Below are 7,419 nucleotides of genomic sequence, written 5' to 3'. Positions count from 1 at the left end.
GTGCATTCTACACCACCCCGTTTTGGCGTCAAGTGGCTTTCGCCAATCTTTTTTCGCCAGGACAATTCAGCCTTGCCGCCTTGTCCTCAACACCGCCAGCGTGTCGCTGTTGCCGTGTCAGTGGGTGCGCATTATAGGGGGCTTATAGTTTTGTGCAAGCACCAATTCGCAAGAAAATTACGATTTTTATCTGTTTGCCCACTATTTCACCCGAGTAGTGTTTTTTTGTCCGTATAATGGTGAAAACAGCAGCAAAATTGAGATCGGATGATATGACAGTGACAAATTTAAGATCTTACCAAGGTATGACTCCTACGCTTGGGCAGCGCGTTTATATTGATGAAACCTGTGTACTGGTCGGCGATATTACACTTGGTGACGATGCCAGTGTCTGGCCGTTGGTGGCGGCAAGGGGTGATGTTAATCGCATTGTCATTGGTCTGCGTAGTAATATTCAGGACGGATCCGTACTGCATGTTACTCGTCGCTCAACTAGCAATCCTGAGGGTTACCCACTACTCATTGGTGATGATGTGACAGTTGGTCATAAGGCGATGCTGCACGGCTGCACTATAGGAAATCGGGTACTGATCGGTATGGGAGCGATAATTCTGGATAATGTGGTGGTAGAAGATGATGTGATTATTGGCGCCGGTACTGTGGTGCCGCCCGGCAAACGATTACAGGCGGGATACTTGTATATGGGAAACCCCGCTCGCCAGGCTCGACCTTTAACTGAGCAGGAACGCCTGTTTTTACCGGCATCGGCAGATAATTATGTGCGTCTGAAGGCGGAATATCTGCAACAAGCATAGCCTATCCCAGAGAAATATTACCCTCACCATCAAATGCTTCTTCAGTTATCAGCGTTTCGGCCATATCCTCCAGGTCGAAACGCTGACATTCAAAAGCATTAACAATCTCGTGCTCGCTGTGTAGATTTAGCTCAGAAAACTGTTGTAGATAGCGCCGTGAAACCCGGCACTTAATGAGATTGCCCTGCAGTTGCGCGATAAATTCCAGCGCGTCCAGCTTGGCTAACCAACGCACTTGTTCATTGAAAATCACCGATTGATTCATGATGATTGACCCACCAGCTGCTGTCTTAACTTTTGTAGTACAGGTTCCACTTGCGGCATCACTCCACGCCATAAGTAAAAGCTATAAGCAGCCTGCCCCACCAACATACCTAACCCATCGACCACATGTGCAGCGCCGTTAGCCTCACACCATAGATTAAATGCCGTTGGCGCTGCGCCATACATCATGTCGTAGCAAAGTGCCTGATTAACAGCTGCGGCAGGGATGAGCGGCACATTTCCAGAAAGACTGGCGGAAGTAGAGTTGATCACTAGGTCATAAGAGGGCAGCAACGCTTCAGCGCTGACGGCTCGCACTTTTGTCGGATGCAGCGCCGCCAACACTTCAGCTTTAGCGGCTGTACGATTGCAAATATCAATCTGGGCAACACCGGCATTTAATAATGGCAACAAGCAACCGCGGGCTGCGCCACCAGCACCTAGCAATAACACCTGTTTACCTCGCAAGGAAGTAAAGCGCTGTAAATCAGTCACTAAGCCGACACCGTCGGTGTTGTCACCGCTAATTCGCCCATCAGCTAGTTTAATCAGTGTGTTAACCGCCCCCGCCATCTGCGCGGCATCACTCAATTCATCACACATGCGATAAGCTTGCTCTTTAAACGGCACAGTAACATTAGCGCCACAGCCACCAGCAGCAAAAAACTGCCTGGCGGTGTTAACAAAATCATCAAGCGGCACTAATGCCGTTTCATAATTGATATCAGCATTCGTCTGCTTAGCAAATTCCTTGTGGATAAAGGGCGATTTGCTGTGTTTGATAGGATTGCCGAAGACAACGTATTGATCGGTCATGATACTAGATTAACAACTGATGATTGTCGCAGTGTACCCTTGAATGACTTTTGTCAGCAATCACCCTACTGCACGGACTGAACCAAGAATGTGTATACTGGCACCGATATGATTACTTGAGATAGTTATGAATTGGATTAAAAAGATACTTGGCCGCGAAACCACCGACAGAGATCCAACGCAGTCTAACGCGTACGATTTAATTGGCGGCGATAACACCATTCGCGCCATCGCCAAACATTTTTACCAGGAGATGCAGCGCCGCGAGGATACTCAACAGCTGCTGGCAATTCATCCCAATCCACTGTCGCAATCAGAACAAAAGCTATATGAGTTTCTGAGTGGCTGGCTGGGCGGACCACAACTATTTCAACAAAAATATGGCAATCCAATGCTGAGAGCGCGGCACATGAACTTCGCGATTGATAACAATATGCGGGATCAGTGGCTGCGCTGTATGAAAATCGCGTTGGAAAAATCGGTCAAAAAGCCGGAACATCGGCAAGTGATCTATCAGGCGATAGCCCAGCTCGCCGACCATATGCGTAACCAATAATTCTTTGAGGATCATTGGTTCGCCTGATTTCAGATCACTGGCTCAACCAATCCCGAGGTTTAAGATAGTTCTGGTATAAGTCCGCTTCCGGCGTTCCCGGCTCTGGCTGATAGCTATACTGCCAGCGCACCAAAGGTGGCATCGACATCAGAATCGATTCTGTCCGGCCGCCGGTTTGCAGACCAAACAAAGTACCACGGTCATAAACCAGGTTGAATTCCACATAACGGCCGCGGCGATACAGCTGAAACTGACGCTCACGCTCCCCGTATGGGGTGTCTTTGCGTTTCTGCACAACAGGACGATACTGCTCGATAAAACCGTTACCCACCGCCTGCATAAAAGCAAAGCACTGGTCAAAACCACCGTCATTGAGGTCATCAAAAAATAAACCGCCTACACCGCGGGTTTCCTGACGATGGGGTAGATAGAAATATTCGTCACACCATTTTTTGTATTTGGGATAAACCTCATCCCCAAAAGGCTGACACAAAGCTTGCGCTTGCCGATGCCATTGCTGGACGTCCTCCAGAACTGGGTAATAAGGCGTTAAATCGAAACCGCCACCAAACCACCAGACAGGATCTGCATCAGGTTTACGGGCAATAAAGAAACGCACGTTAGCATGGGTGGTCGGTACATAAGGATTACGCGGATGGATAACCAGGGATACCCCCATAGCTTCAAAACTACGTCCGGCCAATTCCGGCCGATGCGCTGTTGCCGACCCCGGCATCGCATCTCCGGTCACATGGGAAAAGTTAACGCCTGCCTGCTCAAACACTGCACCATCCACCAGCACTTTACTTTTGCCACCGCCGCCTAACGGCCGCAGCCATGCATCTTCGATAAACTTGGCAGAACCATCCAGTTGTTCCAACGCTTCGCAAATATTTTGTTGTAACTGCTGTAGGTACTGCTTCACCATCTGTGAACCCGGTGCGGTCATACTAGCTCCTTAATGGATTATCCCTGTCGCAACACCTTGCCGCTGCGAATATCAATAATGGTTGACGGTTGACGTTGCTCACCTAACTGTCCAATAACTAACGCATCCAGTTTGCCATCAAACGTCTGTAGGATTGCTTCGGCAGTGACAGCTGGAGGCTCTCCGGCCAGATTGGCACTGGTAGAAATAATCGGCTTATTCACTAAATCACAGAGTTCCCGTACCAGTGGATGCGCCGATACCCTTACAGCACAGGTATCAAACTGACCCCGCACGAAAGGCGATAGTGACGCTCTGACTGGCATGATAAAGGTAAACGGACCCGGCCATTTCGCAAAAGCGCTGGCTAACTGCGCCTCCGTTAATTGCGCTTCATCGATGTAAGGTCGCAACTGTGCAAAATTGCTAGCGACCATAATCAGTCCTTTCTGCCAGGGACGCTGTTTAATCTCCAGAATACGCTGCACGGCAGCTTCATTATCAGGATCACAACCTAAGCCATATACCGCTTCTGTAGGATAGGCGATTACACCACCGCCCAGCAGTATCTCTTTACTGGCGGATGCCGGTATTTGCAACATCATTATACCTTTACAAACAAGATGCTAATGGCGGCTAATGCCGTCGAGGGATTGAGAATTATAACGACATCACTGACCGGCACCAACCATTGTTTGACACAGATCACAAAAGCTTTTTGAAGTGACAATTTTTTTGCGGACATTCCAGACGCACCCCTCCTGCGCTACGACGCTCAACCAGGATACCAAAGCCGCATTCTGGACAAGCCTCCGCGCGTGGCGGGTAATTCACCAAATATTTGCATTTAGGGTAATCGCTACACGCATAAAAGGTTTTACCGAAACGGCTAGTTCTCGGTTCCAGTTTGCCGGTATGGCACAGTGGGCAATCAATAGCTTGTTGCGCTGGCTGCTGGTCATGCTTTTCGACGTGTTTACATTCTGGATAGCGAGTACAGCCAATAAAAATGCCAAAGCGTCCAGATTTTACTGCTAATTCCGCACCACATTCAGGACAACGAGAACCAGGGATCACCTGCGATTCGATGGCCTCATGCTGCACTAAAGGACGGCTATAGTCACAGGTCGGATAATTGCTGCAGCCCAAAAAACTGCCATGTTTACTATGACGAATATTCAACTCAGCACCACACTTGGGGCAAACTTCATATTCACGTTCCAGTGCATGTTCACGAGTATTGAAGAGTTTTTGGTCAATTTTGGCCATACGTTATTCGCTCATTGGTAGACACTGCGTTAATGATAACACGTTAGTCTTTAGGAACCCGGGCATTAAAAAAGAGGCTCTAAGCCTCTTTCTTTTGATGTGTCACTCAAGAATGCAATCTGCCGTCCGGCTGTTCAAATATCAGGTCTTCCATCTGCTCATAAGCCGATTCGTTACCGGGAGCATTGAACAACACCATCAGGATCACCCACTTCAGATCTTCGAGTACCAGTGTAGGTTCATCCAACTCCATCACCCGGTCAATGACCATTTCGCGGGTATTGAAATTGAGCACGCCGATCTCTTCCAAAAACAACAGGAAGCCACGGCATTCCACATCCAGTTTGTCGATTTCATCGTCGGTGTAAATACGGAAAGAATAGCTGTCATTAGTTCTGACATACGGCGAATCACTTTCCTGCAGAGCAGCTAAACGCTCAAGCCAGCTGAGTGCTTTAAGGATTTCTGACTGATGAAAACCCGCGCGAGTCAGTTCCTTGGTTAACTCATCTTCGTCAACCATCAGTTCCACTTCACTATGTACATAGTTTTCAAACAGATACATGAGGATATCAAACATGGCTAGTTCCTCTTGAGTCTAACGTAACCACCGGGTACTGCGGCAACCCAACCTTGTAATTCAAGTTCAAGCAATTGTTCCAACACCAGATCCAACGTTATACCGCTCTGTTCAACCACAACATCAAGTGGTGTGGTTTCATACCCTACACTAGCTAACAGCGTTTTAAATGGCAACTGCGAGTTATGTTCTGTTTGTAACGGGACATGACCCGGAAGCGCCTGCAAATGACTTTGCAACAACGGCGGCAGCTCTTCTACTATATCGGCCAGCGACTCTACAAGTTTTGCCCCATTTTTAATTAAATCATGGCATCCCTGATGATCACCGCTTATAACCGGACCAGGTATTGCAAAAACTTCCCGCCCCTGCTCCATAGCGGTTCTTGCACTGATAAGGGAGCCGCTGCGACGTCGGGCCTCAACAACCAGAGTTCCCAACGCGAGGCCGCTGATTATACGGTTTCGTTTAGGAAAATTCCCAGCAAATGCGGTGATGTCAGGCCAGAATTCACTCACCACCGCACCATATTGTTGAATATCATGGTAAAGTTGCCGATGCCGCTTCGGATAAATCTGTTCTACGCCGGTTCCCAGCACAGCAATGGTACTGCCGCTATGGCTAAGAGCCCCTTTATGCGCAGCACCATCAATTCCCGCGGCCATACCGCTAACAACCGCGAGGCCAATACTGTCAAGTTCTGCGGCCAATTGGAACGCCAGCGCCAATCCAGCATGGCTCGCAGCACGACTGCCAACGATGGCAATCGCTGGACGTAACAATGCCTCTGGATGACCTTTGATAAAAAGTACTGATGGAGGGTCGGCGATTTGTTGCAACAGCGGCGGATATAATGGGTCGTCACGACAAATTAGATAATGATGGGAAGCCTGACGCTGCCAGGTCAGCGCTGCCTCAACTTTTCGCCAGGCAGCAGCAACTTGTGGTTCTGGCAAAGCTATCGGCAAAGACGCGGATTTCTGTTCCACTCTTTGCCGCAACTCTGACACATCCATGTGTTCAAGCAGTTGTCCAATCCGTAGCGGGCCAAGCCCGGATACTGCACTGACAAACAACCAATCGACCAGAGCGTCCTCTGTCATTCTCCTTGCAGAATAGTTACCGGTTTAGTCAGGATGTCACCAACCCGCACAGGCCGCTTATCCACCAGAATTAGTCCCATGCTGGTTTTATCAAACACTTTAAACACCATTAACTGACCACGGTAGAGGTTAGGCAGTTTTAACACATCATCGCTGTCCATAGCCCCTAGCATTTTGTCGTAAGCAGACTGTTCATTAGGAAGCACCGGAACCCCGTCATTACCAATGACCACTTTGTCACCCGGCTTAAAGATGGTAAAGACCTGGCCGGTTTCCACCCCATCCTTACTGCCGCGGTCGATATAGGCTATGTCAAATTTACCCATTTCGCGGATATCAAGTTCTGAAGCCAGCACTTTGGCATCGGCAACAGTTCCGGCCCTTGGCATCAAGTAAGCCGACATAAACGCATCGTCTTCAACTGAAAAAGCTCTGAAGCCGGCCTTAGTTTCGCGGAAATTATTCAACAGTAACACTTTGGAAATATCGCCAGATTCAGTGACCCTTCCGGTAGCCGTAAGAATCGCTTCCTGCCCCAAAGAATCGCCACTGTCTTGATCAACAAATTTACGTCCTGGCTGGTACAACCCCAGCTTGGTACCCTTTGGCACGTTACCCTTGATGTAAATGATATCGCCAGCGACATGGCGTTTTGCCGGATTTTCACCGCCAACCACCATCGGCTGTTGCTGTAACCATTCAGGATCAACAATCCGGTTCTGCACTAGGTACTGTTCGATCAAAGACAAATCCACTAACGGAATGGCATCGCCTTTGGATTTGATTTGTCCTGAAGGGCTGCTGCGTACAAAAGGCTTATTGACTAAGCGCGGTTCACCATCGATAAACACCAGCGTCAAACGATCACCGGGATAGATCAGGTGTGGGTTAGCAATCTGTGGGTTGGCTCCCCATAATTTTGGCCAGCGCCATGGATCTTTAAGAAACATTGCCGATATATCCCAAAGCGTATCGCCTTTTTTCACCACGTAGGTGTCGGGATGACCGGATTTAAGAGTTAAAACATCAGCGTATACCCAGGAACAAACAAGTGACAGTAACGCAAATAAAGTAAACCTTTTCATGGG

10 protein-coding genes are annotated in these 7,419 nt (G+C 48.6%); 2 read left to right on the top strand and 8 right to left on the bottom strand.

The genetic code is table 11. From position 1 onward, the window contains the following. Positions 1 to 305: 305 nt before the first annotated feature. The gene (locus KDN34_RS00160) at positions 306 to 815 is read left to right on the top strand and encodes a gamma carbonic anhydrase family protein (RefSeq protein WP_228730495.1); all 510 of its coding nucleotides are present in this window, start codon (positions 306 to 308) and stop codon (positions 813 to 815) included. Between the two features lies 1 nt (position 816). On the opposite strand, the gene KDN34_RS00155 is transcribed toward KDN34_RS00160, so the two are convergent. After that, the gene (locus tag KDN34_RS00155) at positions 817 to 1,080 is read right to left on the bottom strand and encodes a DUF1488 family protein (RefSeq protein WP_212594974.1); all 264 of its coding nucleotides are present in this window, start codon (positions 1,078 to 1,080) and stop codon (positions 817 to 819) included. Further along, positions 1,077 to 1,895 carry a shikimate dehydrogenase gene (gene aroE / locus KDN34_RS00150; RefSeq protein ID WP_212594973.1) on the bottom strand — a complete coding sequence of 273 codons (819 nt, stop codon included), beginning with the start codon at positions 1,893 to 1,895 and terminating at the stop codon, positions 1,077 to 1,079. Before aroE ends, KDN34_RS00155 begins: the two co-directional genes overlap by 4 nt. Before the next feature lie 127 nt (positions 1,896 to 2,022). Between aroE and KDN34_RS00145 the strand changes: the two genes are divergently transcribed. After that, a complete protein-coding gene (locus KDN34_RS00145; protein ID WP_212594972.1) occupies positions 2,023 to 2,451 on the top strand; it encodes a group II truncated hemoglobin in 429 nt (142 codons plus the stop codon). 34 nt (positions 2,452 to 2,485) lie between these two features. Here KDN34_RS00145 and hemF read toward each other — a convergent pair whose 3' ends face one another. From hemF to KDN34_RS00115, 6 genes are all read right to left on the bottom strand, one after another. Next, positions 2,486 to 3,400, bottom strand: a complete 915-nt coding sequence (hemF, locus tag KDN34_RS00140) for an oxygen-dependent coproporphyrinogen oxidase (RefSeq protein WP_212594971.1) — start codon at positions 3,398 to 3,400, stop codon at positions 2,486 to 2,488. A 17-nt stretch (positions 3,401 to 3,417) separates the two neighbouring features. Continuing rightward, positions 3,418 to 3,981 (bottom strand): L-threonylcarbamoyladenylate synthase, encoded by a 564-nt coding sequence (locus KDN34_RS00135; RefSeq protein WP_212596462.1) that lies wholly within the window; start codon positions 3,979 to 3,981, stop codon positions 3,418 to 3,420. A gap of 103 nt (positions 3,982 to 4,084) precedes the next feature. Continuing rightward, entirely contained in the window at positions 4,085 to 4,648 is a 564-nt protein-coding gene (locus KDN34_RS00130) for a DNA topoisomerase family protein (RefSeq protein ID WP_212594970.1), read from the bottom strand. A 106-nt stretch (positions 4,649 to 4,754) separates the two neighbouring features. Next, positions 4,755 to 5,228, bottom strand: a complete 474-nt coding sequence (locus KDN34_RS00125) for a DUF494 family protein (RefSeq protein ID WP_212594969.1) — start codon at positions 5,226 to 5,228, stop codon at positions 4,755 to 4,757. A gap of 2 nt (positions 5,229 to 5,230) precedes the next feature. Then, positions 5,231 to 6,331, bottom strand: coding sequence for a DNA-processing protein DprA (gene dprA / locus KDN34_RS00120; protein WP_456114992.1), 1,101 nt, complete (start codon positions 6,329 to 6,331; stop codon positions 5,231 to 5,233). After that, positions 6,328 to 7,416, bottom strand: coding sequence for a LysM peptidoglycan-binding domain-containing protein (locus KDN34_RS00115; protein WP_212594968.1), 1,089 nt, complete (start codon positions 7,414 to 7,416; stop codon positions 6,328 to 6,330). Before KDN34_RS00115 ends, dprA begins: the two co-directional genes overlap by 4 nt. Positions 7,417 to 7,419 lie beyond the last annotated feature (3 nt).

The sequence above is a fragment of the Shewanella yunxiaonensis genome (assembly GCF_018223345.1).
Classification (GTDB): domain Bacteria; phylum Pseudomonadota; class Gammaproteobacteria; order Enterobacterales; family Shewanellaceae; genus Shewanella; species Shewanella yunxiaonensis.
This window is presented reverse-complemented; position numbering and strand designations above follow the sequence as displayed.